Here is a 26,913-nt window from a genome sequence, read left to right as displayed (position 1 = left end):
AAATTTCACTCAATATTGTAGTGTTTTTTATCTTACATGTTTATCTCTCTAAAATTTTTGATATTGTTTCCAGATAAAATTAATTTCTAACGAGAGTTATTGCAGTGATTTTCTAGATTTATTTTAATAAATCATCTTATGGTACAAAATCAAATTCCCAACCCAGTCAATTCTAAAACCGAATTAGATGTTTATGTAGGAAAATTGCTGAATAACCGCTATTTAATCAGAGATTTGATTGGTAAAGGGGGGATGGGTAGGGTTTACCTAGCAGAAGATGTGGCCAAAGGTGGTATGCCCGTTGCTGTCAAAATTCTCTTGCTAAGTTTAGGTAGTCAGCAAATGTCTCAACGCTTTGCTAGAGAAATTTTTATTGGGGCTCAACTAGGCCGTAAAAGTAAAAATATTATCCGCGTCTTTAGCTACGGCGTCACTGAGGATAGTACCCCATTTTATGTTATGGAGTATCTCCAAGGAAAAAACTTAAAACTGATTCTTAAAAATGAGCATTTAGTAATACCTAAATTTTTGGATCTCTGTCAGCAAATTTGTTTGGGTTTACAGTGCGCTCATCAAGGTATCACCCTCAAAGGAGAGATTTATCCTATTGTTCATAGGGATATTAAACCAGAAAATATATTTATTACTAAGGATGCTAAATTAGGGGATATTGTGAAGATTCTCGATTTTGGCATCGCCAAGTTCTTAACAGAACGCAGCGGTATGACTCTAACTGATTCTTTTATCGGTAGTTTGCCTTATTGTTCTCCAGAACATATGGAAGGACGCAAATTACTCGATGTGCGTTCTGATATTTATAGTTTAGGAGTATTGATGTTTGAGATGTTGACAGGAAAACATCCATTTCTATCAACTAGTAACTCCTTTGGTAGTTGGTATCAAGCTCATCGTTTTCAAACTCCCCCGGCATTTGCAGAGGTAAATCCCCAAGCAACTATACCTCAGGAACTACAAAAATTAGTGATGCGTTGTTTGGCGAAAGAAGTTAGCGATCGCCCACAAAATATTAAAGAAATTTTAGAAAATTTAGAACAGGTAAGATGGCAACTTGATCATCCTCCTAGTATTAGTAGTAGTGATAACTTACAACCTGCATTGCCCTTACAATTAATTCCTTTAACGTCATTATCAGAACAAGAGTGTTTACAGAAAACTTGGCCGAAAAGTAAGCCAATAGCACCAATTAGTTTTCCCCATTTATTACATACAATCCAAGGGACAATACCAACAGTTTGGGCAATGTTACCCAAACAAGAAATTAACAAATTCTTAGATAAAACACATAGCACTGAATTTATTAGTAAAATGAGCGTATCTCCAGTGCTATTGTGGGTGACAGTTTTATATGATTCTCAATTTTCTCTAACACGATGGCTGTCCTATTTTTTAGATATACAAGATACTAGAGGACAGAAAATACTGCGTATTTTATCAGAAACAGGTTACTATCATTTGCTATTTTTTCCTCTAGAAGAGCCGAATAATTGCATCCATGTAATGACTTTAAGCTTGACTGCTCAACAGCGTCAGCAAATTACAGACTGGTTGACACTTAACGAAAATGCCAATGAATTTATTTCTCCTAAACAAGCAAAAATTATTTTAAAAGCAGAGTATGAAAGAAAAAAAGTAGAAATAATGCGGAAGTTGGAATCAGAAACAAAAATTCAAAAGGTCGGCTTAAAAAATTATGTCTATAAATGGTTTTATCAAATTTTACACTTATTTTACATAAATAAAATTTGATTTAACATATTAAAATCTTAGAGGTTGTCAGAGTGAATCAAAGTGCATTTGCGTCTCCACAAAGTAAAAGTACAGGTTTGCTTGCCAATCGTTACCATCTGAAGCAGTTAATTGGCAAAGGAGGTATGGGTGAGGTCTTTTTAGCAAATGATGTTTTGTTAGGAGGAATACCAGTTGCTATCAAATTCCTAACTCATACTGTTTCCGATGCCAAGATGCAAAAAGATTTTGCTCGTGAAGCTTTAATGAGTGCTGCTTTGAGTCAACAAAGTATACACATTGTGCGGGCTTATGATTATGGTGTCAGTGAAGAAGGTAAACCATTCTATGTCATGGAATATTTATCTGGTAAGAGTTTAAAGGATTTAATTCCGATATCTTTGCCAATGTTTATGACGCTGACACGTCAGATTTGTTTGGGCTTGCAGTCTGCTCATCAAGGCATAGACATGGACGGTAAAATTTGTCCATTAGTTCATAGAGATATCAAACCTGCTAATATACTAGTTGTTCCAGATCCTATATTAGGTCAGTTAGCAAAAATTCTGGATTTTGGTATTGCTAGATTTTTAAATTATGCAGCTTCAATTAGCACAAATAAAGGGTTTAATGGTACTTTACCATACTGTTCTCCAGAACAACTAGATGGAGGAGAATTAGATAGTCGCTCTGATATTTATAGCCTAGGTGTGATGATGTTTGAGATGCTCACAGGCGCAAAACCTTGGCAACCAGAAACAGATTACTTTGGTGCGTGGTATAAAGCACATCACTTTGAAACACCAAGAGCGATCACTGATATTAAACCGCATCTCCAGCTACCTCAAAAGCTAAATGATTTAATCATGTCTTGTCTTGCCAAATCAGCAAGCGATCGCCCCCAAAATATTACGGAAATTTTGCACGTATTAGGAAATTTAACTCGGTCTAACTATGTGAGTCTACCCACAAATTTTGGGGGAGGAGAAATAGCATATGAACAAAAAAAATATTCCGTTCCTGCTGCTCCCGCCTTCAAAAACAACCAGAATATTCCTTTGGGATCTGGTTTGCCTTTAGCCGTAGAAAGAAACTGCTGGCAACTTTTTTGGCCTCAAGAAAAGCCGATTCGAGAAATTGTTTTCCCTCAAATATTAGACACCGAACAAGGAAGTGTAGCAGCACTATGGCTGATGTTGTCTAAACAAGAAATCAAAAACCGTGCGGCTTCTACCCGTTACAACCAGTTTATCTTCGTCACATCACCTCACCCCATGATGTTGTGGTTGACAGTCCTCTACAATCAAAAACTCGGACCAAAGTGGTTACCCTGTTATCTAGACATGCAAAATCCCCAAAATCAGAGCATGGTTTGTTCATTAGCAGAAAATGAACGCTACCCTTTGATTTTCTTCACTCTGGAAAATCCTCATTCTTGTACCAACGTTCTCAGCTGTTACGTTGATCAAAGTCAACGGCAAATGTTGAAAATTTGGGTAGAACAGAGCAAAAATTTACCACCCTCCTCGAAATCTGAGTTGAGCAAAAACCTGTTGAAGCAGGAATATAAGCAGATGCAATTTCGCATACAGCAGCAACTCTCGTCTAAGTCGCAGGTTATGACCCCGGTTATTTTGAACCAATAACTGAGAAATTGAGCTAAAATTCATGATATTGATTTGCTTGCTGACCAAGACAAGTAGCCACAACACATGTTATCTCACACCCAGTTACGCCATTGGCTGACTATATTTTTACTATCCTTGACAGTCGGCGCTTCCTCCTCTTCTGCTCAAGAATTGAACAGCAGTAGTCAAGGAGTAGTTATTAACGTAGAAAGCTCTTCTGGAACAGCAGAAATAGCCTTAGCACAACATCTGCAACAAAAAAAAGTTAAACTTTACGGTGCTTATTGGTGTAGCTACTGCTACAAGCAAATATATCTGTTTGGTCAGCAGGCGTTCAATTTTATTAACCGTATTGAATGTGATCCTCAAGGGAAAAATTCTCAGTCAGACTTGTGTAAAGCAGCTAAAATTCAAGGCTATCCCACTTGGGAAATTAACGGTAAGTTCTATTCTGGAGTTCAATCCTTAAATGAGCTGGCTGTATTATCTGGGTATCAAGGGAGCAAGAACTTCCAGAATTCAATACCAGTTAATATTCCTAGCCAGTACAGTGAACTTCGCAGTGAGAGGGGACTTAAAAGTCCATCGCCGCCGCCTGATTCCGGCTTACCTTCATTGTTAGATTTACGACAGTAGAAATATTAGCTCCAAAAACTTCATAATCTGGAGTTGACAAATTACCACGGTATGAGCATAATGGAGAAGCTGCAAATTAAGGGACTGTAGTTCAATTGGTTAGAGCACCGCCCTGTCACGGCGGAAGTTGCGGGTTCGAGCCCCGTCAGTCCCGTAGAAAATTATTAAGTTGTGAGTGCTGAGTGAGTTGAGTGAAACTTTAAGATTAATAAATAGTTACTATTGACTAACTATTGATTCAAGTTACAGCAGCACTCAGTACTTATTTATAGAAAGAGAGAATCAACTGTGACTGTTAGAGTCCGTATTGCTCCGAGTCCAACAGGAAATTTGCACATTGGTACAGCTAGAACAGCTGTATTTAACTGGTTATTTGCCCGCCATCATGGCGGTACATTTATACTACGAATTGAAGACACAGACCTTGAGCGATCGCGTCCCGAATATACTGATAATATTCTTGCAGGGCTACGCTGGTTGGGGCTGAACTGGGATGAAGGGCCATTTTTCCAATCCCAACGCCTGCATCTGTACAAAGCAGCAGTAGAACAACTGCTAGAAAGGGGATTAGCTTACCGCTGCTACACCACCTCTGAAGAATTAGAAGCCCTAAGAGAAGCCCAGAAAGCTAGGGGGGAAGCACCGCGTTATGACAACCGTCACCGCAATCTCACTCCAGAACAACAGGCTGCCTTTGAAGCCGAGGGTCGCAGCTATGTGATTCGCTTTAAAATTGCTAATGAGCGGGAAATTGTTTGGCATGACTTAGTGCGGGGAACAATGTCTTGGCGAGGTAGCGATTTGGGTGGTGATATGGTCATCGCCCGGGCTTCGGAAGCAGGTGTGGGTCAGCCGTTATACAACTTTGTCGTTGTGGTTGATGACATCGATATGCAAATTAGCCATGTGATTCGCGGCGAAGACCACATCGCTAACACCGCCAAGCAAATTCTACTATACGAAGCCTTGGGGGCGAAGATACCAGACTTTGCTCACACACCCCTAATTTTGAGTTTAGATGGACGCAAGCTCTCTAAACGGGATGGAGTTACTTCTATCTCTGACTTTCAGCAATTAGGTTTCACTGCTGAAGGCTTGGTGAACTATATGACCTTGTTGGGTTGGTCTCCCCCAGACTCAACTCAAGAAATATTCACCTTAGAAGCAGCAGCCAAAGAATTTAGCTTTGAGCGCGTCAATAAAGCAGGTGCTAAGTTTGACTGGGCAAAACTGGATTGGTTGAATAGTCAGTATATCCACAGTACGCCAGTAGATAAACTCACAGACTTGCTGATACCTTACTGGCAAGAAGCTGGGTATAAATTTGATAGGGGAAGAGAACGTCCTTGGTTAGAGGAGTTGGTGACTTTAATTAGCGCCAGCTTGACACGCTTGAAAGATGCTGTAGAGCAAAGCCAACTGTTTTTCACCGACACAGTGGAATTTAGCGAAGAGGCTAGTAAGCAGTTGCAACAAGCAGGTTCTGCAGATGCTCTCAAGGCGATTCTCGCTGCGTTAGAACAGCAACCGCAACTATCAGCAGATATAGCGCAGGAGATTATTAAACAGGTGGTGAAAGCGCAAAATGTGAAGAAAGGGCTGGTAATGCGATCGCTCAGAGCCGCTTTAACCGGTGATGTTCACGGCCCCGACCTGATACAATCTTGGTTGCTACTGCATCAGATTGGCTTAGATCAGCCTCGCTTGAGTCAAGCGATGTCTTCGACAAAATAATTCTACTGTCAGAGATGCGATCGCGTAGCTTGCTTCCCCGTAGGAGTACACTGAACGTACTCAGCAACCAGCATTAATTTCAGGTTTTGCAAATATTTTAGATTTTAGGGGCGCACAAAGGTGTGCCCCTATTCATAATCAAGTCAAGTAGCCACAGAAGACTGTCACCCTTTCAGAGCTAAATCCCTAAATTTAAAATCTAACATTTGTAGTCAATTATGCTCACATAGGGAACTTGGTGTGTAAAATTCATGTCTTCAACAACACTGAGATAAACATATAATCAAAATGCCGCAACCATTGCTCAATAGAGGAATAAGATTATCGTTGACGATATTTACACTCTTCGTTACATCGGCAATTCATGCCGGGGTGGATGCTCAACAAGCGCCCCCAATCTTTGGAGATATTAGCATTGGCCATAAGTTTTCTCCAGATCCCTTCACAGTTCGCGGCATGAGTGGCGGCTCAGTACCTGGGAACCAAGTTGCTAAAAGAGTAGAAACCGCTACTGGTCCATGCACCGGATTTGTTGATGAAGCACCAGACCATACCTTAGTATTGACAAGTAAATTTGACTACCTAAAGCTACAAGTTCAGAGTCCCGCAGATACTACCCTGATTATTAGCGGTCCTGGCGGCACATGGTGTAATGACGAGTTTAACGGTCAAAATCCTGGCATGGTTGGTGAATGGCTGCCAGGAACTTACCGGATTTGGGTCGGTTCCTATGAGCAAGGCAAATATTTCCCTTACACTCTACAAATTTCGGAAGTTAAGTAATGGGGGATTGGGGACTGGGGACTGGGGACTGGGGACTGGGTATTGGTAAATTATTAGAGAACTCCCCCATCCTCCCCATCTCCCCCATCCCCTTCAATATGGGAAAATTCCACGCCCTATGCCTGAATCCTTGTCATCGATCGCTTTTCTGGCGCAATAATGTATTAAAATTAAGTTAACTTTAATTAAGATTCTTGTCGTCGTTATTGATCCCCTGTAACGCCCTTACAGTTGCTGTAACGATGCATGTAAGACATCAAATTAAAAAAATGGATTTATTCAGATCCGTTGCACAACTATGCTGGTGACCAAAAAAGGATGAAGCATCAAGGATGAAGGGTGAAAATAAGAAGTTTCCACAAAAAGAATGAAGTGTCAAGGATTTAGACTTCGTCTCCGCTTTCGGGGAACGTAGTCATTGATGAAAATGAGAGATTTTATACTTCATCCTTGATCTGTAACATTCGGTTGCGAAAGCTGATGATTTGTATTGGTATCTAGAGGCAAATTAAAATGAAATTCTCCTGGAAAGTCCTAGTACTCTGGACATTGCCTGCTTTGGTAATTGGCTTTTTCTTTTGGCAAGGGGCATTTGCTGGTGCGCCTGCTGACAGCAGTAAGAATGCAGCCAATACCCGCATGACATACGGTCGCTTTCTGGAATACTTGGATGCCGATCGCGTTACCAGTGTGGATCTATATGAAGGTGGTAGAACGGCAATTATTGAAGCGGTAGATCAAGATATCGAAAATCGCGTGCAGCGGTGGCGGGTAGATCTACCTGTGAATGCTCCTGAGTTAATTACCAAGCTGAAAACAAAAGGCATCAGTTTTGACGCTCACCCGATGCGGAATGATGGCGCTATCTGGGGACTGTTGGGGAATTTGGTGTTCCCAATTTTATTGATTACTGGATTGTTCTTTTTGTTCCGTCGTTCTAGCAATCTCCCTGGTGGACCTGGACAAGCGATGAACTTCGGCAAATCCCGTGCGCGCTTCCAAATGGAGGCTAAGACTGGGGTGAAATTTAATGATGTAGCCGGGATTGAGGAAGCGAAGGAAGAACTGCAAGAAGTCGTCACCTTCCTGAAACAGCCAGAAAGATTTACTGCTGTTGGCGCACGAATTCCCAAAGGCGTGCTGTTAGTCGGTCCTCCTGGTACAGGTAAAACCCTCCTCGCAAAAGCGATCGCTGGGGAAGCTGGTGTACCTTTCTTCAGTATTTCCGGTTCGGAATTCGTGGAAATGTTTGTCGGTGTTGGTGCATCCCGTGTCCGTGACTTGTTTAAGAAGGCCAAAGATAACGCCCCTTGTATCATCTTTATTGATGAAATTGATGCTGTAGGTAGACAACGGGGTGCTGGTATCGGTGGCGGTAACGATGAAAGAGAACAAACCCTCAACCAACTGCTCACCGAAATGGATGGTTTTGAAGGTAATACAGGCATCATTATTATTGCTGCCACTAACCGTCCCGACGTACTAGACTCAGCATTGTTGCGTCCTGGTCGTTTTGATAGACAAGTAACTGTTGATGCACCAGACATTAAAGGGCGCTTGGAAATTTTACAAGTCCACGCACGGAACAAAAAACTTGATCCTAGTGTTTCCCTAGATGCGATCGCCCGACGCACTCCTGGTTTTACCGGTGCTGACTTAGCTAACTTACTCAACGAAGCAGCAATTCTCACCGCCAGAAGACGCAAAGAAGCGATTACCCTCGGCGAAATTGATGACGCTGTGGATCGCGTAGTCGCCGGGATGGAAGGTACTCCCCTGGTAGACAGCAAGAGCAAGCGCTTGATTGCTTACCACGAAATTGGTCATGCCTTAGTAGGAACATTATTAAAGGACCATGACCCAGTACAAAAAGTTACCTTGATTCCACGGGGACAAGCCCAAGGTTTAACTTGGTTCACCCCCAATGAAGAACAGGGGTTAATTTCCCGTTCTCAACTCAAAGCCAGGATTACTGGTGCTTTGGGTGGTCGCGCCGCTGAAGAGGTGATTTTCGGCGCTGCGGAAGTTACCACTGGTGCTGGTGGCGACTTACAACAGTTGTCGGGAATGGCGAGACAAATGGTAACCCGGTTCGGGATGTCTGATTTAGGGCCTCTGTCACTGGAAAGCCAACAGGGAGAAGTATTCTTAGGTCGTGACTGGACAACCAGATCTGAGTATTCTGAATCAATAGCCTCTCGGATCGATTCTCAAGTCCGGGCGATCGTGGAAGAATGTTACGAACTATCTAAGAAGATTATCCGTGAACACCGCACCGTCACCGATCGCTTAGTGGATTTGCTCATCGAAAAAGAAACCATTGACGGTGCTGAATTCCGTCAAATTGTGGCTGAGTACACTGACGTACCGGAAAAACCACAGTACGCACCAAGTCTGTAATAGTTATTGCTAATATACAGTTATAGGGGTACAGCGACGCTGTACCCCTATTGCTTTGTAGAGGCGATCGCTCATTTTACACCGGGCTGATTCACAATTTTTTCGGTTGTGTAATATACTTCAGTTTTCAACCCTAGGATATCCCGGCGATCGCTGCCAGCATTGACGATAATATGAGATGAATTAATTGTAGGTAGTGACGAAGACAGAGAAAGATAGATTTTGTCATTAATCACTATCTTCTTTTGGGAAATTATTTTTAATTTTTTGATAGTTTGCACTGTAACATCACCATTGCGATAACAAAGTCTACCAAAAGCTAACCCTGTGCTATTTTGGGGAACTTCTACTAAGTAAAAATTATCAGGATGCAGCCATTCTTGCCAGTTATTATCACCGCCTTTACCTATGTACTGAATAGATAATGGGGGAGTTTTCAACCAAGTTCTTGCAGAAAGGGCTTGAGGAAAGATAATCACTGGAATTTTTCTGTTGACATCTAATATAAGTTCCTTAAATAACGTCCCCCCACGATAATTAACCCCATCAGCGTAGCCGGATTTTAGATCGACTCCGCAAAATACAGCGTAGTCAACCCGCTTCCCCAGTTTTGACTGACCTTTCACAGATCCAAACGCTATCATCTAGCGTAGATCCCATTGAGGAAGTGATGATTTTGGAGCGTCGCGATCGCGTGTTATCAGCAATGAAACTGTTGCCTAACGAACAACGTCTAGTTATTGAGTTAGCCTATTATCAAGGCCTCACCCATAGCCAGATTTCCGAACAGACTGGGATCTCTCTAGGGACAGTTAAAACCAGAATTCGGTTAGGCTTAAATAAGCTAAAGTCTGCCCTCGGCGTTGAAGTCTAGGTGTGACTTTAAGAGTAAATATTTTCATTAAAGGCTAAATCTGCTAATGAACTTTGAAAACAACTGTTTCTCCGAATTAGCTCCACTCTACGCTCTAGATTTGTTGGATGAGCCAGAGCAGTATTGGGTTGAGCAACAGTTGGCAGAATTTCCCGAACTGACAGAAGAATTAGCCGAATATGAAACAGCCGTGACGGCAATTCCCTACAGTACACCTGTAACGCCGATGGCAGGAGATTTAAAAGCGCGATTGTTTAATCGGCTAGAACTCGATTTACCAGAGCCTCAACCCACTCCGCACCTGATCTCATATCAAGCAGTGCGATCGCAAGAGTTAAAATGGCAACCCCACACTGTCCCTGGTGTGGAAATTGCCATGTTGCATACCGATTTGGTCAAGCGGGAAATTGTCGGTGTCTTCCGGGCTGAACCAGGAATGCAATATCCTATGCACCGTCATGCAGCATTTGAGGAAATCTATATGTTGCAAGGCGATTTAGTGGTAGATGACGCAGTCTATCATGCTGGAGACTATATCCGCTCCCAGCCAGGATCAGTTCACGGACCCCACACAGTCGGGGGCTGTATGTTCTTCTTCCGCACCTCAATGGATGATGAATATCCTGATTTAGTGACCGCAGAGGCTGAATGAAAGGCAATAGACATCGACCGAATTTAATTATGCGTTCTTCCAAATCGTGAAACTAGATTGAGATAAAGATAATACCCTAAATAGTTGGTGGTATGTTTGAACTTGCAGGTGTTTGAGTGACTAAATCAATTATTTCTTGTGGAGATTTTTCTGCGATCGCTGCTAGCAGATTAATGGCTTTTGTGAATAAGCGATCGCTATCTTCAAAGCTGTTTTGGCTGGGTAACACAAGCTGGATAGGATTACCTGCATCATCTTTGTCACCTTGAAATACCAATAAACGTGGGTTGGGATGGTTTACTATTTGCCATCCTTGTTTCTGGAGGTAGTTGACAACATTATCGATTTTAAGAGAGTGGGTTTGTAATTCCTCTGTTGAAATTTGTTGTGTCATCACCAATCTCCTGTTTTCACCTTCTCCAATAAATCTAATACCAATTTGAAAAAAGAATGTTGCAGATACCCTGTAGGGGCGAACGGTTGTTCGCCCTTATTAACCATCCATCTGTCGCAAATCCTATTTAAATTGGTATAATTTCATCAAAGTTACCATCTACCCCATAATCGTATTCGCGGATAGAAAGATTTAAGCCTGCTTTACCTGCAACTGCTCGGATATAGGCTCGACTTAATGATTCAAGAATATGGGGTTCGGTTAACACAAAATTACAAAATCTCAATGTAATTATAAATGATACCTGAAAAGGTTTTGAGTTAGCTTCATTTGTAGAGTCCACCAACCCTAAAAAGGTTACTCCTAAAATTATTCCGCAAGTTTATTTAACATCTCGCACAGTTCTTCCTTTTTCTGTTTGGTATGTTGAACGCTGGCTAAAGTTGTCAATACTCCACCTGATGCTGTCAGACTGGCTTCAGATACTTTGTCAAAATAGAAAAGCCCGACACCAAATAGAGTCATCAACGCGGATGCAGCAGTAATACCTAACGCGAGGTTGTAGCTTTTACGTGTCATGTGCAATAATTCGCGGATAATTTCTTTTTTGATATCGTTGTCATCGTTGTTATTTTCCGATTTTGAGAAAAAGTTAAACTGCATTGTGACTCTCCGAAATGCTGTATTGTTGGTTCGTGATATTGGTATCCTACTCAGACTAAAAAATACATACCAGGGCAAATGGGTTTTGTCTGTGTTGAGTGTTTGCCCTGTGGCTATGTGGTAATTTAGGGCAGATGGGGAAGTAAAGAAAATCTATCTGCCCTAGTTCGGGAAACAACTAATTCGCTATTGTTTATATACAAGTATCAATACTCAGTTACGGCAATGCGTGAATCTGATAAAGTGCGATCAAGTGAGGAAGGTAAAGCTAGACTCAAACAAGCTTATAAGGAAGCAGGACTAACTCAAGAGGAGTTAGCACGGCAGGCAATAGTGTCGGTTGATACTCTAAAGCGACTAATTGGCACTAAGGATTGTCCAAACGGGGTTGAACGACAAGCAGTTAAGAATATTGCAAAAGTTCTTAAAATTGAACCTACAGATATAGTTGCGGACAAAGACTGGTATCCTCAACGGTATTTACCACCAGAATTTGAACGACTAATTTACGAAAAAATCCAGCTATTTTGCGGACGAAAATTTGTATTTGATGCGATTGAGGATTTTTTGCAAAATAACGCAAATGGCTATTTCACTATTATTGGTGATGCGGGGATGGGGAAAAGTGCCATTTCTGCAAAGTATGTATTAAATAATCCAGAAACTATTTGCTTTTTTAATATCCGTGCAGAAGGAATGAATCGTGCTGAATTATTTCTGAAGAAAATTCGCCAACAATTAATTGCTCGTTTCCAGTTGCAAGATGTAGCGGATGCGGATTTATCAACTTTATTGACTAAAGCGAAGGAAAAATTATCTACTGGGGAACGGTTAATTATTGTTGTTGACGCGCTGGATGAAGTTGACCAAGAAGCAACTGGAAATCTTTTATATTTACCAACTATTATGCCGGATGGGGTTTATTTTATCCTCACGAGAAGACCTTATAATCAAAATGAAAAAAGGTTGAATATTTCGCCCAGTATCCCGACTCAAGAATTGGATTTGAGAGAGAAAATTCAAGAAAGTACTCAGGATGTGAAGGAATATATTAGGCAATTGTTGAATGATGGAAAATATCAACAGAGTTTAGCTCGATGGATTCAACAGCAGAATCATATATCTCATGTTCATTTTGTGGAAGAAATAGCTACAAAAAGTGAAAATAACTTTATGTATTTGCGTTGTATTCTACCAGCCATCGCCGATGGATTTTATGATAACAAGGCATTTCATGAATTGCCTGTGGGTTTGCAAGGATATTATGAAAACCACTGGCATATTATGGGGATGACTGCCAAACCTTTACCGAAAAATAAAATCAAAATTGTTTATGTGATGTGTGCTTTACGTAGTGCTGCTTCTCGTGGAGTGATTGCTAAATATTCCAAGCAGAATGAGTTAACAGTACAGGATGTTCTTGATGGATGGGCGCAATTTTTACAGAAACAGGAAAGCCATCAACCACCCCGTTATCGGTTTTACCATGAGAGTTTTCGAGATTTTTTACAACGTCGGGATATTGTCCAATCTGCCGGGGTTAATTTACCTGATATTAGTGCTGAGGTTGCTGAAACTATGACAGAGGGGTTGATTTCATGAGCAATCTTCGCGCTTGGTTAGCAGAAAAATCATCAGAAGAAATTGAGCATTTTTTGGGTGAAGTCCCGCGTTTATTATTGGATGGTGGAGAAATTGATAAATATTGTGATTTATTGATTAATTATGATTTTATCGAAGCCAAAATTAATCATCCTCAATTTGGGATACAAATATTAATTGAGGATTACGATTTAATAGAAAAAAAAGAATTATCAAATCAACTAGTATTAAATCCTAGAAATCATAATTTTTTGCAGATTATTAAAGAAGTATTACGATTATCGACACATATTGTAATTCAGGATACAAAACAACTAGCAGGGCAATTAACAGGACGTTTGTTACATTTTAAGACACAATCCAAAATAAAAAAAATATTACAACAAATTTCACAAGCTCAAATTACTTGCTTACGTTGCTTGACAGCTAGCTTAACTCCTCCGGGTAGTGGGTTAATTCGCACCCTCACTGGTCATAGTGGTTCAGTAAATTCAGTTGTAGTCACTCTAGATAACAAATATGTGATTTCTGGATCGCATGACAAAACAGTCAAAGTCTGGGATTTACAATCTGGGGAAGAAAAATTGACCCTCAGAGGACATATTGGGTCGGTTTATGCAGTTGCAGTTACTCCAGATGGCAAATATGTCATTTCTGGTTCTGGTGACAAAACAGTCAAAGTTTGGGATTTACAATCTGGAGAAGCAACATTCACACTTATTGGTCATTGCGATAGAGTTAAAGCAGTTGCAGTTACTCCAGATAGCAAATACGTCATTTCTGGTTCTGGAGACAAAACAATTAAAGTTTGGGATTTACAGTCCGGGGAAGAAAAGTTTACTTTTGAGAGCCATATTAACTGGGTTAATGCCATCGCTATTACTCCATGTAGCGAATACGTAATTTCTGTTTCTGGTGACAAAACACTCAAAGTTTGGGATTTACAATCTGGCAAAAAAAAATGGACATTAGGTATTGATAATAGTTGGCTTAAAGCAGTTGTAGTAACGAACGATGGCAAATACGCAATTTCTGGTTCTCGTGGAGAAACACTTACAATTTGGGATTTAAAATCTCGGAAAGAAAAGTTTACATTGAGAGGTCACAGTTACTCGGTTAATGCATTAGCAGTCACCAGTGATAATAAATGTGTAATTTCTGCCTCCAGTGACAAAACCATCAAAGTCTGGGATTTACACTCAAGACAAGAAAAATTTAGCATTAGCGGTCATCGTAAATCTGTTTATGCAGTGGCTATCACAAGTGATGACAAGTACATTATTTCTGGTTCATATGACTGTACGCTAAAAATATGGGATTGGAAATCTGGAAAAGAAAAGTTTACCCATAGCAGTTATCGTAACTCAATTTATGCACTCGCTGTTACCAAAGATGGGAAATATGTGATTTCTGGTTCTCGTAGAGAAACGCTTCTTAAAATTTTGGATTTACAATCTGGAAAGGAAAAGTTTACCTTCCGTCATTACGATGACTGGATTAATGCAGTAGCAGTTACGAATGATGGTAAATATCTGATTTCGGCTTCTGGGAGCCAAACACTTACAGTCTGGAATTTAGATACTGGGACAGAAAAGCTATCTCTCGAAGGTCATAATTTTTCAGTTAATGCAGTAACAATTACCAATAATGGCAAATATCTTATTTCTGGTTCTGGTGATGAAACACTCAAAGTCTGGAATTTAAAATCTGGAATAGTAAGATTAACCCTTAAAGGTCATCATAGCTCGATTAATGCATTAGCTGTTACTAGTGATGACAAATTTGTAATTTCTGGTTCCAGTGATAAAACAATCAAAATTTGGAATTTAAAATCCGGAATAGTAAGATTAACCCTTAAAGGTCATCATGGCTTAATTAATGCGTTAGCTGTTACCAGTGATGACAAATTTGTAATTTCTGGTTCCAGTGACAAAACAGTCAAAGTCTGGGATTTACAGTCAGGAAAAGAAAAGTTTACCATTAACGCTCATAGTGACTCAGTTAATGCAGTAGCAGTAACTTGGAATGATCAATATGTTGTTTCTGGTTCTAGTGACACAACAATCAAAGTTTGGAATTTGGCAACAGGAAAGGAAATCAGCGCTTTTACAGGAGAAAGTAGTATACTTTGCTGTGCAATTAACCCAGATGATGGAACAATAATCGCAGGTGACGCATCGGGAAAATTACATTTTCTCTGCTTGCAAGGTATGGAGATGTAACTATGAATACCTCATTTCCCCTACCTACAGAATTTCAAAAAATCATCCTGGAAAAAAGTCAACACTGTAGCAACTGCGAATTTATTTTTACCGCAATTGATGATTTTCTGCACAAGTGCGATCGCGGTTACTTTACCATTGTTGGTACTCCCGGTAGCGGTAAAAGTGCTATCCTCGCTAAATTCGTCAGTGCCAATCCCCATCCAAATATCAATATTATTTATTACAATGCTCAAATAGAAAATAAAAATACTGCTGAAGAATTTCTCAAATATGTTTGCACCCAATTAATTGGAGAAAGGGAAAATAGAAAAGGGGAAATTCCCGATAATGCAACGGAGGGAAGTTGGTTTTTATCATTATTGCTCCAACAAATTAGCGACGAACTCCAACCCAACCAAAAACTCATCATTGCCATTGATGCACTTGATGCAATGAACCCCAACAACCAACCACTAGGAACAAACCTGTTTTATCTCCCCCGATATCTACCCCAAGGTATTTATTTTCTCCTTACCCGTCGTCCCTTCAAAAAAGAAAAATCGGGTTTACTAATCGAAGCACCATCTCAAATTCTCGATTTATCCCAACATGACTTAAAAAACTGGGATACTGAATCAGAATTCACCCAACATTGGCAGAAAATGCAAGGTGAGGGTTTCTCAGATATTGCCATTAAGATACTGCAGGTTCTCGCAACTGCCGAAAATGAGGGTATATCGGCAAATGCGATACTTCAAAGGATTCACCAGACAAACCCACCAACTCTGGATGTAGATATATTCGATGTCGAAGAGGTTTTGGAAAATTGGTTTGAGTTTTTACAACAGCATCAAGTAGACAACGAAATTAGATACAGGTTTTATCATTCTAACTTTGCTTTGGATAAAGTCGAGCTAAGGTGATTTCTCAAAATAATCTTACTAATTGGAGGGCAAACAACCGTTTGCCCCTACCGAATTTGATCATTGATCTGTTAACTCGGTGAGCATAGCGGCTGGATTCCAGTAAGCGCGCAGGGATTGAATCTTGCCGTCTTCATTCACCTCAAAAATATCAATACCTTCAAAAGTCACAGCACGCCCGTTCTTACCGACACCTTTACCAGTCCACTTCACAGCTGCTTCATGACCATTAATTGAGATAAAGTCTGCTACTAGTCCAATCTGTTCAAACAAATCAGCGATGCTTTGAAAAAACTGGCGGAGTCCGTCATGACCAATCAGGGCTGGTCCTCCCACAGGATCATAGCTAATAGAATTTTCTGCAAAACAAGCAACCATATCTTCGACTTTGTTAGCGGATCTGGTGGCGGTAAAGTAGTTGTTAATTACTTGTTGTATTACTTCAGTTTGCATGATGATTTTCTCCTTGTTCAGTTCAAGAAATTATCGATTTTTGCCAGAGGCTTATTGACTGCAATAGTTGAATGCTCCGTTATCACCTGCTCAAATAAGTTGGCTACTACACGATCGCACTCATCAATCTAAATAGTTATACGTCAGAGTCATGGAATTGGATTTCTTCAAAATTAAGTTATCAAAATTTTGCTCGGTCACAGATCCAACTTGAATCGTTAGTCGTATACCGTCTGTAGTTCACCAATTTGGACTGGGAGTTTTTACGATGGATGACCTAATTTTGGCTACTCGTCGCTCAAACGTAGTCTCTCGTCGAGGCGTAGTAATTGGCATTGCGATCGCTAATTTTCTTGTTGTTGGCGCAACCCTTAGGAAAATTCACCTCAATCACTGCCTTTGGAACAGCAGCGATCGCCTTTGTGCTGACTGCTTTATGTTTGCGCTATTTTGATATTCTCCATCAGCGCGATCGCCTAAATGCAGATTTGCCAAAATAAGTACACAGAGTTGGGTATAATTTTATTTCTAAAATACTTATCTTTACTCAAAATATGATCATGAATTGCAAAGCTAAATTCTTGACTTTTGCTACCATAACTGCTATGTGTTCTCTCAGTTGGGAAACAGTTTTAGCACAGGCAAAACTGACAAATCAGTCAAAGCTGTCAATTAATGGTATTGGCACAGTCAAAGTAGGGATGAGTGTCACCGCAGCTGCAAAAGCTGCTGGTACAAAGCTTGTTGGCGACTCACCTAACAACAATTGCTACTATGTTAAACCACAAGGGCAAATAAAAGATATTGGTTTCATGGTTGTAGAAGGTCGGATTGCGAGGGTAGATGTGTGGAAAAATGGCAAAGTCACCACCCTCAAAGGCGCAAAAGTTGGCGATACCGAAGCGCGAATCAAGTCACTTTACCCAGGGCAAATTCAAGTTACGCCACATAAATACGTTCCCAGTGGACACTACCTAACTTTCATCCCGAAAGATGTTAGTGATAAAAACTATCGCGTCATCTTTGAGACTGATGGTAAGCGTGTCACTCAGTTTCGGTCAGGTAAGCTGCCAGAAGTCGAATTTGTGGAAGGATGTAGTTAACAGTTATCAGTTATCAGTTATCAGTTAACTGATAAGATGCTTTATCTTTCTATTTCATCCACTGCTTTGGGAACTCCAGCAGTTAATACCTCATGTCCATTAGGTGTAACTAACACATCGTCTTCGATGCGAATCCCAATACCAATCCACCGGGGGTCTGTCTCTGGCTGATCTTCTGCTAATTTGGTATCTGGCACAATATAAAGTCCCGGTTCCACTGTCAGCACTTGTCCTGGTTGTAAAATCTTGGGATTATCGTCACCGTGCTGATAAACACCCACATCATGAACATCCAAACCTAGCCAATGACTGGTACGGTGCATGTAATATGGCTTGTATTTTTCTTCTTCAATGATTTTATCAACTTCGCCTTTGAGGATGCCAAGTTCCACTAAGCCTTCCGTCAAGACGCGCACAGCAGTATCATGAACTGATTTGAAGGTATTACCTGGTTTTACTTGAGCGATCGCCTGTTTTTGCGCTTCTAAGACAATTTCATACAATGTTTTTTGTTCTGGTGTGAACTTACCCCCCACGGGAAATGTCCGGGTAATATCAGAGTTGTAATGGCCGTAATCACAACCAGCATCAATTAGCAGCAATTCTCCATCCTGCATCTGGCGATTATTCTCGATGTAGTGCAACACGCAAGCATTCACACCAGAGGCCACAATTGAGGAATAGGCTGGTCCCGCCGCACCCCGTCGCCGAAAGATGTGTTCTATCTCTGCTTGAATTTCATACTCATAACGTCCAGGTGCGGCAAATTTCCTGGCGTGATTGTGTGCGTCAGTAGCGATCGCCACGGCTTGACGCAGCAACTCTAATTCTGATTGACTTTTGACCAGTCTCATGCTGCTTAGGACTGTCTTTGCATCTTCAATAGCTATTGGCCCTGTACCCCGTTTGGGATAAGTTTGCAGTAGACTTTGGTAATGTCTCAGGATTGTTTCATTAAAAGCGCGATCGCTTCCTAGGTGATAGTAAAGGCGATCAGCTTTTTCCAAATACTGCGGTAACTTTTCATTCAATTCCGCGATCGGGTAAGCTTCATCTGCGCCATAAACGGCTTTCGCTGCATCTACCCCACAGACGTAACCACTCCAAACTTCTTTCTCACGATCCTTGGGTTGAACAAACAGCACAAACTGATGTTCTGGATGATGGGGTGCTAATACTGCTACTGCTTGTGGCTCGTGAAAGCCAGTCAGATAAAAAAAATCACTATCTTGGCGATAAGCGTGTTCTGCTATTGGCGCACTGCGAAAAATAGCAGTACCATTACCAATTTTTGACATTAACTGCTGACGACGCTCCCGGTATTCTGCTTGCATAGCTACTTAAGATATCAAATTCTGGTGATATCTTAACCTTTAGCAACTATACATTGCACATATCATAGTTATTTACCGTAGTTACTAATTCAATTTATGCTGGGAGGGCTTTTTGGATTTTACTAGCATCCACAGCTTAATATTGGCATTTAACCCAGGCTTGGAGAATATTTTTATTTAGACTAGAAAGTTATCATTTGCTGATATTTAAATACATTTTCTCAGGATTGCATCTTTATGGCTAATTCTATTTAATTTGTGAGAATTGCAATCTGTAGATCCCTGACTTCTTAAAGAAGTCGGGGATCTTATTCCTCGTGAATGATTCCGGATTACTATATCTCACTGTATGCATATTAAGCATTCATACATACTGAAGGATTCAGCACTGATATTTACAGCAATTATCATGTCTTGATAATTTGATAATCTATGCACAATTGCCGTATTTTTATTAATACTCTCCGATACCATTACCTCTTAATCAACTAAGATTTTATTTGTAATACTGAAGATTTTTTGGTGTAATGATAGGACTTTGTCTAAGTCATAGCAATCTATATATAGAATATTTATCCATTAATTTTGAGAGCTTTGTGGTGTGCAGATACCCGACTTCTTAAAAAATCGGGTATCTCAGTATTAAAATTATGCATGAGTGAAAACATGCACTCAAGAGTTTTTATTGTAACTAGAATTAAAAACAATTTTATTTATATATCATGACATAAATCAAATTATTATCCAATTGATTATTTATGACTTGAAAGTTTGAATCAAATCATTTATGTGCGAAATAATGTTCACCAAGGATGACTTTTATTAAAAATAAATGATCGCCCAATAAAATTTAATTTATGCAAAATGTTATTCGATAACAGAATCACGTGCGATTAAAGAGTTAAAACTCTTATGAACACCAGACATAAAAACCTCATGTTTGAAAACACAAACCTCTCAGGATTGTCTTTAAAGACAAACGAATGGGCAGCAAATTCTTTCCAAACTTCAAGTAAATTATCAGAAAATCTGAGTGATCTAAATTCTTTAAATTCTACTTCGTCTATTGGGCGCAGTAGTTCCTCAATACAAGCAGACGATACAACACCAACATTACCAAACATCACCTTACCAGTGACGGGAGCTAACCCTAATCCTAATCCTTATTTAACCAGTGCAGCGATCGCACCTGATTTCAACGCCGACGGCAAAACCGATAAAGTCTGGGTTGATCAAACAACTGGTGAACTGAAGGTGAAACTCATGAATGGTTCCTCTGTGATTGCCGAGGGTTCTAACAAGGATAATGGCGATGTTAAAGGTACTCTGAGTGCAATCCAACTCACCTCTACGACAACTTCCAAAATTGGTGATTTCAACGGGGATGGCAAGACTGATCTTTTAATCCGCGATCAAGCCACAGGTAAAAATCAAATTTTCCTATTCAATGGCGTAGATGCACCCACTGTAGTCTCCATAGACTCAGTTGATGCCGCTTGGACACCCTTAATTGGTGATTTCAATGGCGATCGCAAAACTGATATCTTCTGGCGTAATAGTCAAACAGGCGAAAATGCTATTTGGCTGGTTGATGCTACCCAACCCCAAGCAGTTACAAGTGCAACTGTGATTGATGCACTTGATGCCACTTGGACTCCTACCATAGTCGATTTTGACGGCAATGGTAAAACTGACATCTTCTGGCGTAGTACAGCAGGTGAAAACAGTGCTTGGTTCATGGATGGCACACAAGCAACTAAGAGTGCGCTGCAATCACAAGACGCCAACTGGACTTTTAGCGTTGCTGATTTCAACGGCGATTACAAAACTGACATCCTCTGGCGCAATAATCAAACGGGTGAAAATACCGTTTGGGAAACAAATTCCTTACTACCAAATAACGTCTTCTTCACTACTGCTTCCCTGAAGACACTAGATGCTAACTGGAAATCTACCATTGGTGATTTCAGTGGCGATGGCAAGACCGATATCTTCTGGCACAATGAATCAACGGGTGAAAACACCACTTGGTTGATGGATGGCACAACCCTTACTACTGAAACTTTCCTCTCACCAACTTCCACATCCTCGAAAGCATCACTTGGCGATTACAACGGTGATGGCAAGACTGATATTTACTGGCGCGATTACGCCGGTGGTGCAGATGAAGTTTGGACAACAAATGGAGATGGCACAACAATAACTAAGACTCCTGTAGCGCAGAAAGATCAGCTTGCGCCAGTCAAACTAGGATCAGATGGCCAACCAATATTAGGTGCAGATGGTAAACCTATCCAACAATGGATTACTTTCTAAACAGTGAACTGTCAACGCTCTCATCCTATCGGCTTTTAGCCGTGGGATGAGCTTAACCTGAGTTACTTGCAAAGAGAAACTTTCATTCTGAATCCGGAACACAACATAAGGATCAAGGCCAATCTACTTCACTTCAGAATGACAGCTTTCAACGCATCTGCATTTGACAAAGGCTGAGATATAGAGAATAACTAATGGTCTGTCCCATTAATTTTGATGGTCATGTGTATTTGTAGTCAGGACTAAAGTCCTGACTACGAACCTCTCAAAACTTTTGGGACAGACTACTATAGCGGTTTTCAAAACAGTGATGTACAGTTTTAAATCGCAAAGCCTGTAGGGGCGTGGTTTCCCTGCCCTCAATTGTATTGCATCCGACCGATAACCGCTATAGTGGTCTGTCCCTCTTTAAAATTTGTAACTCAACGTCTGAATTACGCTATTTTCTGGTAAACTACCAGGGCTAATACTAACAGTATCATTATTACTACGACGCACTGTCACACCTTGCATCACTGTCAGAAACTCATCCAGTGGTGAAATACCGCACGTAGCTGCATCTGCCGCTTGTGTACGGTAGTGTGTGGGAATCACCAGCTTAGGATTTAACACCTGAACAGCCTGCTTTGCTTCTTGAGCATTGTAGGCTTTAGCACTGCCACCCACTGGTATAAGCGCTACATCAGGGCGTCCCATCAAGATTTTTTGCTCAAAGGAAATGGGTGCAGCTGCACCTCCTAGGTGGAGGATACTAATCCCCCCTTGCTTCCAACTCCAAGCAGTATTCATGCCAAACTGCTTACCACCTTTGCGATCGTGGTCTATAGCCACTCCCTGGAACTTAATACCTTTGAACTCATAAACTCCTGGTTCGTAAATCAGCTTGGGATTTCCCGGTAATCCATCTACTGCGCCTTCATCCAGCAGTTGACTACTAATCAGTACCAAATCTGCTGCAACTTTCGGTGGACGATACTTAGCAGTACAACCACTCAGCCGAAATGGATTGACAAGAATCTTCACACCGCCGCCCGTAAACAGAAAGCAAGTATGACCCAACCACTGAACTGATAAACCGCTAGATTGTGCGTCAGCTTGAAACTCAGAACCTAAGGTAGTAAAAACAGCTGTTACCAACCCCGCCCCAGCATAGCCCATCAACTGTCGTCGTTTCATTAATCACTCTCTCGACTTTAATTGTTCCAGAAAGTTTCGCAGTAGCTGTTTACCTGAAGATGTCAGGACACTCTCTGGGTGAAACTGGACGCCCTGAATGTGAGGATAGTTCCGGTGTCGCACCCCCATGATAGTGCCATCTTCAACCCAAGCAGTGATTTCTAACACATCAGGGCAAGTGTCACGGTCAATTACCAGACTATGATATCTGGTTGCAGTTAAGGGATTTTCTAAACCCTGGAAAACCCCCACCCCGGTGTGAGACACCTGAGAAGTTTTGCCATGCATCAACTCTGGAGCCGCAACTATTTTACCACCGAACACCTGACCAATACTTTGATGTCCTAAACAGACGCCCAAAATGGGCAATTCAGAACCCAATTGTGCAATCAAATCTAGGGATATGCCAGCATCTTCTGGGCGACCAGGTCCAGGAGAGATGACTACGACTTCTGGATTTAATGCCCGAATCTCATCTATAGATATTTTGTCGTTTCTAAAAACCTGAATATCCCTGGCCACCGGAAATTCTGTCCCCAGTTCCCCCAGATACTGTACCAAGTTATAGGTAAAACTATCGTAATTGTCTATGACTATAATCACAGCTGATAACTCCAGGTTTCTACCACACGTACCATCTTGTTTAGGCGATTTATCAAAATAATCTTACCAATAGGAGGGCAAACAACCGGTTGCCCCTACATCGCATAATATTTTCTATTGGGGGAAATCTTCTTAATTGTCACTAAATTTGAACGGCTGCAAACCTCATCAATTACTAAAAATTACTATAAATTAGGTTGTGGCGAAAATTCTCCACCCAACCTCAAGCAAGTATGATCGTCAGTTGCGAACGAAATGAACTGGCTACGCTTTGAGGAACAATTTTGCATTCAAAACTGCATGGCACACGATGGTGACACCAGCTATGGCAGTGGTCAGGTAAATTAGGACATAAACTAATAAGAAGACACAGACAGCGAGCGATTCTCCAGCCTGTCACCTGCTATGTGTTAGAACGCTGACGCAATTAGCACTACTAATGGTGGGAGTAAAAGTATACCTGCCACTAGTACAGCGACCAGAGCAGAAACTAGCACAGCACCTGCTGCACAGTCTTTGGCAATTTTTGCTAACTCGTGATATGTCTGCTTCACAGTTAAATCAACCAGCGACTCAATGGCTGTGTTGAGTAACTCTAAAGCCAAAACTAGGCCACTAGTGATGCCAATAACGGCGATTTCCACAGATGGCAATTGTAGAAAAATGCTTAAGGCGATCGCCAAAGCACAGACACTTACATGGATACGAAAGTTACGTTGAGTTTGGAAACTATAGACGATTCCAGCCCAAGCATACCTAAAACTCACGAATAGGCTAGAAGCTACTTGCCAAGAGAATTGCCGTTCGTTGGTCACAAGTGTTGGTAAGCAGTTTGGCGTTGGTGGTGGGGAAACTTGTTGGGACATAGGCTTAGAAATCCAGAAACAGAGTAGAAACAGTGGGAATATTCGCCGATTTTAATGGCCTGATCAACTTTTAGAACGTTTTCTACAGAAGTATTATAAAAAGATCACTGAACATTTAAATTTATAGACACACAGCCAACTGTTATTCTATGTCAATACTAATACCTATTGTCCTCAGTAATAATACTTGCTGTTTTAACATATTCATCAAACTTTTTTCATCAGGATGATCCCATCCTAAAAGGTGCAGTAACCCATGAGCAGCTAACCAGGCTAGCTCAGTTGACAAATTATGTTCCTGTTGTTGAGCTTGACGTTTTGCCGTATCTACAGAAATCACAATATCACCTAGATACAGAGGCATAGAATTATGCATTTCTGCATTTTGAGGCAAGTCAACCTCTAAAGCCGCAAAAGACAAAACATCTGTCGGTTTATCCTGTTGACGAAACTGAGCATTCAAAGTTTGAATTTCCGCGTCACCTGTCAAACGCAGCCCAATTTCGTAACCTGGCGCTATTGGCAGTGAAGAGTCAAGTATTTCTAACCAGCGATGAAACCAGCTTTCCCAAGTTTCAGTAGCCAGAGGAGCAGAAGCATCCCCAAAATTTATACCTTCTTCTGGGGACGACTCATAAAAACAATTCTGCACATCTAGTTCAATTTGCACCAGCTACAAAATCTCCTGGGAATTTAGGGTTTTGGTTTTTTTGTCAGTGGGTTAGGTAAGCAAGACCAACAAAGACAGCTAAAAGCCCTAAAGCAGTTAGCGCAAAATGTTTCAGAGAAGTGCCACCCTTCCGCACCATGTTTCGCATGGCGAGTTTTACGTAGCTTGGTTGAGGTTCTTTAACAGGAGAGTTGCTCATGATGATTTAATCACAAACTCTTTTATATATAAATGTAACAGTTAATCTGGGTTAAAATTGCCATTTTGCTGATTTGGGGTTGGGGAATGGGGAATGGGGACTGGTGACTGGTAAATTAACTCCTGTTTATTACCTATTCCCCATTCCCTTAATTAGCTGTCTACCAACTGATTTTCTTGGCGCAGGTAGGCTTGGATGAACGTGTCTAGGTCGCCGTTCATCACATCACTAATTCCTGTTGTTTCTGTATTGGTACGCAAATCCTTGACCATTTGGTATGGATGAAATACGTAGTTACGGATTTGGTTCCCCCAAGAGGCTTCTACCATATCACCGCGAATTTCGGCAATTTCTTGAGCGCGCTGTTCTTGAGCAATCACTAGCAACTTTGCTTTAAGACGGGCGAGGGCTTTCTCTTTATTTTGTAGTTGGGAGCGTTCTTCCGTACAACGCACCGCCAGTCCAGTTGGTAGGTGAACAACTCGTACTGCTGTTTCTACTTTGTTGACGTTCTGTCCGCCTTTACCACCAGAGCGAGTTGTGGTGATTTCCAAATCCTTCTCTGGAATGTCCAACTGCACGGAATTATCTATTTGTGGCATTACTTCTACCCCTGCAAAACTAGTTTGCCGCTTGCCGTTGGCATTGAAGGGTGAAATCCTGACTAAGCGATGTGTACCCATCTCTGAACGCAAGTAACCATAAGCATAGCGTCCAGTAATTTCCAAGGTTGCGGATTTGATTCCGGCTTCATCACCCTTTGACTCTTCCGCTAAAGTTACCTTGTAACCGTGAGCTTCTGCCCAGCGGGTGTACATTCGCATCAGCATGAATGCCCAGTCTTGGGCATCTGTACCGCCAGCGCCAGCGCTAATTGTCAGTACTGCGCCTTCTGCATCGTAAAGACCGGAAAGTAGTTGTTGTAACTCCCACTGGTCGAGTTCACGGTTAAGCTTGGTGATGGTAGATTCTGCTTCTTGCAATAGCCCTTCATCAGTTTCTAACTCCAATAACTCGACCACTGCCTTGGTATCCTCCAGGCTGACATGCCACTGATGATACTGTGCTAGGTGGTCTTTGAGGTTATTTAATTCTTGCAGTGTTTGTTGGGCTTGAGTTTGGTCAACCCAAAATTCTGGCTGGGCTGATATTTGTTCTAAGTCTTGAATTTTGGCGGTTAGTGCAGGTACGTCAAAGATAGTCCTGGGTTTTACCCAGGCGGCTAGATAACGTTTCGATTTCGCGTTTGATTTCTAGAACATCCATAATGCTTGCTCAATTTGTAGCGCTTTGACTAGATTTTAAAAGATTACTGTTGATGTATTTTTGATTTTAGCTGTAGTTGGTCAAATTCTTTTGCACTAGTACACAAAGGCTGAAGTATGTAGACGCGGAGCGGCTTGCCGCAGGCTAGTATGAAGTATGAAATGAAGAAAGCTTTATAGTAAGCCTTTGAGCGATTTACAATGGTTGGTTTATTTACGCCAAGCTGTACTAGTTGTAAATAAGCTTTAGTACATTTGCAACAAGATATCTACCCAACTCCGAATATCCACACTAGCAACCCCAGCAGTAATGCTGAGGAACGCTGCGTTTTGGTCGTATGGTTCAGATAGTAACTGTTGTATTTCTACTGTTTCTAGTTCTTGCTGGAGTTGTAGAAGATTGGTTTGTGCTTCTTGGAACAATTGCTCATCGGTGCATAATTTTAACAGTTCTAGAGCAGCTTTGATCTCTTCTAATAGGAAACGCGATCGCTCATATTGTCTTTTGTGAGATATGAGGGATTGCGTCTCTTGGAGTATTTGACAAGCGCCAACAGAATCATCCCAAAACGTAGGTTGAGCAATGATTTGATTTAAGTCTTGAATCCTTGCACTCAGTTCTGGAAGGTCAAAGACAGTCTTCGGCCTTACCCAGAATATTTGATAGCCTTTCTACTTCACGTTTGATG

27 protein-coding genes and 1 tRNA gene are annotated in these 26,913 nt (G+C 41.1%); 15 read left to right on the top strand and 13 right to left on the bottom strand.

Annotated features, from left to right (window positions below):
* Window positions 1-138: 138 nt before the first annotated feature.
* The 7 genes from CAL7507_RS28950 (at window position 139) to ftsH2 (ending at window position 8,927) form a co-directional block, all read left to right on the top strand.
* Window positions 139-1,767, top strand: coding sequence for a serine/threonine-protein kinase (locus CAL7507_RS28950; protein ID WP_015132051.1), 1,629 nt, complete (start codon window positions 139-141; stop codon window positions 1,765-1,767).
* A gap of 32 nt (window positions 1,768-1,799) precedes the next feature.
* Window positions 1,800-3,392: a serine/threonine-protein kinase gene (locus CAL7507_RS28945; protein WP_015132050.1), complete on the top strand. Its 1,593-nt coding sequence runs from the start codon at window positions 1,800-1,802 to the stop codon at window positions 3,390-3,392.
* A gap of 66 nt (window positions 3,393-3,458) precedes the next feature.
* Window positions 3,459-4,010 carry a hypothetical protein gene (locus CAL7507_RS28940; protein WP_052331565.1) on the top strand — a complete coding sequence of 184 codons (552 nt, stop codon included), beginning with the start codon at window positions 3,459-3,461 and terminating at the stop codon, window positions 4,008-4,010.
* 80 nt (window positions 4,011-4,090) lie between these two features.
* Window positions 4,091-4,164 (top strand) — tRNA-Asp (locus CAL7507_RS28935).
* A gap of 134 nt (window positions 4,165-4,298) precedes the next feature.
* The gene (gene gltX, locus CAL7507_RS28930) at window positions 4,299-5,744 is read left to right on the top strand and encodes a glutamate--tRNA ligase (RefSeq protein WP_015132049.1); all 1,446 of its coding nucleotides are present in this window, start codon (window positions 4,299-4,301) and stop codon (window positions 5,742-5,744) included.
* Between the two features lie 288 nt (window positions 5,745-6,032).
* A complete protein-coding gene (locus CAL7507_RS28925; RefSeq protein WP_015132048.1) occupies window positions 6,033-6,527 on the top strand; it encodes a hypothetical protein in 495 nt (164 codons plus the stop codon).
* Between the two features lie 513 nt (window positions 6,528-7,040).
* Complete coding sequence (gene ftsH2, locus CAL7507_RS28920) at window positions 7,041-8,927, top strand: ATP-dependent zinc metalloprotease FtsH2 (protein ID WP_015132046.1); 1,887 nt, start codon at window positions 7,041-7,043, stop codon at window positions 8,925-8,927.
* A 71-nt stretch (window positions 8,928-8,998) separates the two neighbouring features.
* On the opposite strand, the gene CAL7507_RS28915 is transcribed toward ftsH2, so the two are convergent.
* A complete protein-coding gene (locus tag CAL7507_RS28915) occupies window positions 8,999-9,571 on the bottom strand; it encodes a hypothetical protein (protein ID WP_042341662.1) in 573 nt (190 codons plus the stop codon).
* On the opposite strand from CAL7507_RS28915, the gene CAL7507_RS28910 reads away from it, so the two are divergent.
* Together CAL7507_RS28910 and CAL7507_RS28905 are read left to right on the top strand one after the other, a co-directional pair.
* Entirely contained in the window at window positions 9,538-9,801 is a 264-nt protein-coding gene (locus CAL7507_RS28910) for a sigma-70 family RNA polymerase sigma factor (RefSeq protein ID WP_236556830.1), read from the top strand. The two genes, CAL7507_RS28915 and CAL7507_RS28910, sit on opposite strands and share 34 nt — an antisense overlap.
* Window positions 9,802-9,847: 46 nt before the next feature.
* On the top strand, window positions 9,848-10,453 hold the full coding sequence (locus CAL7507_RS28905) for a cupin domain-containing protein (protein WP_015132044.1): 606 nt from the start codon (window positions 9,848-9,850) through the stop codon (window positions 10,451-10,453).
* A gap of 76 nt (window positions 10,454-10,529) precedes the next feature.
* Here the strand turns inward: CAL7507_RS28905 and CAL7507_RS28900 are convergent, their stop codons facing one another.
* The 3 genes from CAL7507_RS28900 to CAL7507_RS28890 form a co-directional block, all read right to left on the bottom strand.
* Entirely contained in the window at window positions 10,530-10,847 is a 318-nt protein-coding gene (locus CAL7507_RS28900) for a hypothetical protein (RefSeq protein WP_015132043.1), read from the bottom strand.
* Between the two features lie 127 nt (window positions 10,848-10,974).
* Window positions 10,975-11,115: a hypothetical protein gene (locus tag CAL7507_RS32020; protein WP_201447867.1), complete on the bottom strand. Its 141-nt coding sequence runs from the start codon at window positions 11,113-11,115 to the stop codon at window positions 10,975-10,977.
* A gap of 101 nt (window positions 11,116-11,216) precedes the next feature.
* Entirely contained in the window at window positions 11,217-11,510 is a 294-nt protein-coding gene (locus tag CAL7507_RS28890; protein WP_015132040.1) for a hypothetical protein, read from the bottom strand.
* A gap of 225 nt (window positions 11,511-11,735) precedes the next feature.
* Here CAL7507_RS28890 and CAL7507_RS28885 point away from each other — a divergent pair, with 225 nt between their 5' ends.
* From CAL7507_RS28885 to CAL7507_RS28875, 3 genes are all read left to right on the top strand, one after another.
* Window positions 11,736-13,112 (top strand): XRE family transcriptional regulator, encoded by a 1,377-nt coding sequence (locus CAL7507_RS28885; RefSeq protein ID WP_015132039.1) that lies wholly within the window; start codon window positions 11,736-11,738, stop codon window positions 13,110-13,112.
* 77 nt (window positions 13,113-13,189) lie between these two features.
* On the top strand, window positions 13,190-15,334 hold the full coding sequence (locus tag CAL7507_RS28880) for a WD40 repeat domain-containing protein (protein WP_201447866.1): 2,145 nt from the start codon (window positions 13,190-13,192) through the stop codon (window positions 15,332-15,334).
* A 2-nt stretch (window positions 15,335-15,336) separates the two neighbouring features.
* On the top strand, window positions 15,337-16,239 hold the full coding sequence (locus CAL7507_RS28875; protein WP_015132037.1) for an ATP-binding protein: 903 nt from the start codon (window positions 15,337-15,339) through the stop codon (window positions 16,237-16,239).
* A 60-nt stretch (window positions 16,240-16,299) separates the two neighbouring features.
* Here the strand turns inward: CAL7507_RS28875 and CAL7507_RS28870 are convergent, their stop codons facing one another.
* Window positions 16,300-16,692, bottom strand: a complete 393-nt coding sequence (locus CAL7507_RS28870) for a nuclear transport factor 2 family protein (protein ID WP_015132036.1) — start codon at window positions 16,690-16,692, stop codon at window positions 16,300-16,302.
* A gap of 329 nt (window positions 16,693-17,021) precedes the next feature.
* Between CAL7507_RS28870 and CAL7507_RS32560 the strand changes: the two genes are divergently transcribed.
* A complete protein-coding gene (locus CAL7507_RS32560) occupies window positions 17,022-17,192 on the top strand; it encodes a hypothetical protein (RefSeq protein ID WP_160166377.1) in 171 nt (56 codons plus the stop codon).
* Between the two features lie 60 nt (window positions 17,193-17,252).
* Window positions 17,253-17,795, top strand: a complete 543-nt coding sequence (locus CAL7507_RS28865; RefSeq protein ID WP_015132034.1) for a hypothetical protein — start codon at window positions 17,253-17,255, stop codon at window positions 17,793-17,795.
* Window positions 17,796-17,836: 41 nt separating this feature from the next.
* On the opposite strand, the gene CAL7507_RS28860 is transcribed toward CAL7507_RS28865, so the two are convergent.
* A complete protein-coding gene (locus CAL7507_RS28860) occupies window positions 17,837-19,129 on the bottom strand; it encodes an aminopeptidase P N-terminal domain-containing protein (RefSeq protein ID WP_015132033.1) in 1,293 nt (430 codons plus the stop codon).
* 936 nt (window positions 19,130-20,065) lie between these two features.
* Here CAL7507_RS28860 and CAL7507_RS28855 point away from each other — a divergent pair.
* Window positions 20,066-21,445 (top strand): VCBS repeat-containing protein, encoded by a 1,380-nt coding sequence (locus CAL7507_RS28855; RefSeq protein WP_015132032.1) that lies wholly within the window; start codon window positions 20,066-20,068, stop codon window positions 21,443-21,445.
* Window positions 21,446-21,853: 408 nt separating this feature from the next.
* Here the strand turns inward: CAL7507_RS28855 and CAL7507_RS28850 are convergent, their stop codons facing one another.
* The 7 genes from CAL7507_RS28850 to CAL7507_RS31190 all read right to left on the bottom strand — a co-directional run bounded on the left by CAL7507_RS28850 (window position 21,854) and on the right by CAL7507_RS31190 (window position 26,830).
* Window positions 21,854-22,621: an MBL fold metallo-hydrolase gene (locus CAL7507_RS28850; protein ID WP_015132031.1), complete on the bottom strand. Its 768-nt coding sequence runs from the start codon at window positions 22,619-22,621 to the stop codon at window positions 21,854-21,856.
* A 3-nt stretch (window positions 22,622-22,624) separates the two neighbouring features.
* Window positions 22,625-23,224, bottom strand: a complete 600-nt coding sequence (locus tag CAL7507_RS28845; protein ID WP_015132030.1) for an aminodeoxychorismate/anthranilate synthase component II — start codon at window positions 23,222-23,224, stop codon at window positions 22,625-22,627.
* Between the two features lie 410 nt (window positions 23,225-23,634).
* A complete protein-coding gene (locus CAL7507_RS28840; protein WP_015132029.1) occupies window positions 23,635-24,090 on the bottom strand; it encodes a diacylglycerol kinase family protein in 456 nt (151 codons plus the stop codon).
* A gap of 142 nt (window positions 24,091-24,232) precedes the next feature.
* On the bottom strand, window positions 24,233-24,760 hold the full coding sequence (gene ybeY, locus CAL7507_RS28835) for an rRNA maturation RNase YbeY (RefSeq protein WP_015132028.1): 528 nt from the start codon (window positions 24,758-24,760) through the stop codon (window positions 24,233-24,235).
* 43 nt (window positions 24,761-24,803) lie between these two features.
* Complete coding sequence (locus CAL7507_RS31195; protein ID WP_015132027.1) at window positions 24,804-24,959, bottom strand: DUF3285 domain-containing protein; 156 nt, start codon at window positions 24,957-24,959, stop codon at window positions 24,804-24,806.
* Window positions 24,960-25,111: 152 nt separating this feature from the next.
* Window positions 25,112-26,225, bottom strand: a protein-coding gene (gene prfB, locus CAL7507_RS28830) for a peptide chain release factor 2 (RefSeq protein ID WP_015132026.1) whose coding sequence is annotated in 2 segments (ribosomal slippage) — window positions 25,112-26,152 and window positions 26,154-26,225 — 1,113 coding nt in all. Because the reading frame shifts where the segments join, the coding sequence is not laid out codon by codon here.
* Between the two features lie 245 nt (window positions 26,226-26,470).
* Window positions 26,471-26,830, bottom strand: a complete 360-nt coding sequence (locus CAL7507_RS31190; RefSeq protein WP_255348346.1) for a PCRF domain-containing protein — start codon at window positions 26,828-26,830, stop codon at window positions 26,471-26,473.
* Window positions 26,831-26,913 lie beyond the last annotated feature (83 nt).

Origin of the sequence: Calothrix sp. PCC 7507, assembly GCF_000316575.1 — a bacterium.
In the GTDB taxonomy this organism is placed as follows: Bacteria; Cyanobacteriota; Cyanobacteriia; order Cyanobacteriales; family Nostocaceae; genus Fortiea.
The sequence above is the reverse complement of the archived record's forward strand: the minus strand, read 5'-3'. Positions and strand labels throughout refer to the sequence as shown.